The sequence below is a fragment of the Arachidicoccus sp. genome, assembly GCF_050436765.1.
Classification (GTDB): domain Bacteria; phylum Bacteroidota; class Bacteroidia; order Chitinophagales; family Chitinophagaceae; genus Arachidicoccus.
The window spans coordinates 1-1294 of record NZ_JBNQGD010000288.1; the positions used below are offsets into that span (position 1 = coordinate 1).

The 1294-nt window shown below is 40.7% G+C and carries 1 protein-coding gene; it reads right to left on the bottom strand.

Annotated elements, in window-relative coordinates; all coding sequences use genetic code 11:
* Nucleotides 1–1068 precede the first annotated feature (1068 nt).
* The coding region (locus ACQR30_RS12480) for a hypothetical protein (RefSeq protein ID WP_429735576.1) at nucleotides 1069–1294 on the bottom strand (226 nt) is incomplete at its 5' end.

Consider the following 1294-nt stretch of genomic DNA (forward strand, 5'->3'; position numbering starts at 1 on the left):
TTCGCAACACACTTCAAACACCGGGCGCCGGCACTAGACAGTCCTCTCTTTTTTTTTATTCTCACAAAAAAAAACACGACCCGAAGGCCGCCTGGTTTTGTTCTAATAAATGCACTCTTCCCGCAAGGTCAGAGCTTTTGTGCATGTATTAGCTCTAGAATTACCACAGTTATCCAAGTAGGATTTGTCAAGATCAAGTAAATTACAGCTGTTGTAATGAGCCGTTCGCGGTTTCACGATAAAATCGTTTGAACTTATACATGCATGGCTTAATCTTTGAGATGAACACATCAGTTCAGGCAGGATCAACCAGATCTTTGCTAGATTTTAGTCTTAGCTAGACTTTGCCGACCATTTCTACCATCAAAAGAACGGGAAATGGACCGTCTGCACACCCCAAAACTAGTGGTTTTCCCGAAGGAGAGCCCAACAAGCAAGGAGAGTGCAAACACGGCAATTTACACGAATACACTCAAAAGAGTGTATAGGCATAATCGACGGTTGAAGTCGAATATAACGACTTTCCGCCATTTGAGCAATTACTATCTTGCTATATAGCGAAAAACATCGAATATTCCTTCCAATAAATAAATCAAGAAAAACACAACACGTTCGCAGAATTGTGTCAAAATATAAATTCCACGTCTGTAATCAAACTTTTTAATGTGGTTTGGGAAGTTTGCGATTTTTGCAACAACAAATACTGAAACAAATTTTAAATTTTCAAAACATTTTTCAGAAAAAAAATTTTTTGTACGAGTCGAAGCAGAGGAGTGGTGGATTTCCTCTTGCGAGTTGAAGCAAAGGCGAGAAAACACTAGAAAACCTAATATGGACAGAAAAGGACAAGCATGCTGATTTCGCCAGTGTTGCGCGCGTGCAGCCCCGGACATTTAGGGGCATCACAGACTTGTAATTGCTCAATTTCGTTCCGATGTACATTGAAAACCCCTCTAAGAAGTCAAAATCGAAGGTTAGGCCTAAGAAAGAGACAAGCACGCTGATTTTGCCACTGTTGCGCGCGTGCAGCCCCGGACATCTCGGGGCATCACAGACTTGTTATTTTTGCTAAACAAGCAAAATTGTCAAAATGGTTGTTGCCATATAGATTCGCTGAAATTCCCGGTTTTCACCACTCAAACAAGAACAATTTTCTGTTTTCAGCGAATTTATGTGGCAGTAGCCATATAGACATTCATATAGACGATTTTGCCTGTTTGCACCACTCAAACAAGGAAAATTGCCCGTTTGAGTAGTGCTAACAGCAAAATCGTCAAATATGGCTGTTGCCATA